The following is a 710-nucleotide window of genomic DNA, read 5'->3' on the forward strand; positions in this document are numbered from 1 at the left end:
ACGGTCTTGCCGGTGGTCAGCCAGTACAGCGACACCCACGGGTTGTACGAGGCCACGCGCGTGGCATCGGTGCCGGCGCCCACCTTGACGCCTTTTTCCAGCATCTTCTTCACGGGCGGCGTAGCCTCGGCGGCGCGTGCGCCGTAGCGCTCGACAAAGTACTCGCCCTGGTAGGCCATGCGGTGCTGCACGGCGATGCCGCCGCCGAGCGCGGCGATGCGGTCGATATTGCGGTCGGAAATGGTCTCGGCGTGGTCGAAGAACCAGTTCAGGCCGTTGAACGGGATGTCTTTCGCGACCTTCTCGTAGACATCCAGCGCACGGGAGATAGTCTGGTCATAGGTCGCATGCAGCCGCCACGGCCAGCGCTTTTCCGCGAGCAGGCGGATCACCGGCTCGAGGTCGGCCTCCATCGACGGCGCCATGTCGGGGCGCTCGACGCGGAAGTCCTCGAAGTCGGCCGCGGTGTAGACCAGCATCTCGCCCGCGCCGTTGTGGCGGTAGAGGTCGTCGCCCTGGCCCGGCTTGACCTTGGCGGTCCAGGTCTTGAAGTCGTTCAGCTCTTCCTTGGGCTTCTGCGTGAACAGGTTGTACGCCAGCCGCACCGTCAGTTGGCCTTCCTTGTGCAGTTCCTCGATGATGCTGTAGTCCTCGGGGTAGTTCTGGTACCCGCCGCCCGCATCGATCACGCCGGTCACGCCCAGCCGGTT

General features: G+C 65.4%; 1 protein-coding gene. It reads right to left on the reverse strand.

What is annotated here, in order from left to right; genetic code table 11:
- Positions 1-710: amidohydrolase family protein (locus IPF36_RS34135; protein ID WP_195432345.1), on the reverse strand; the 710-nt coding region annotated here is incomplete at both ends.

This window comes from Cupriavidus sp. IK-TO18, from assembly GCF_015549295.1.
GTDB lineage: Bacteria > Pseudomonadota > Gammaproteobacteria > Burkholderiales > Burkholderiaceae > Cupriavidus > Cupriavidus oxalaticus_A.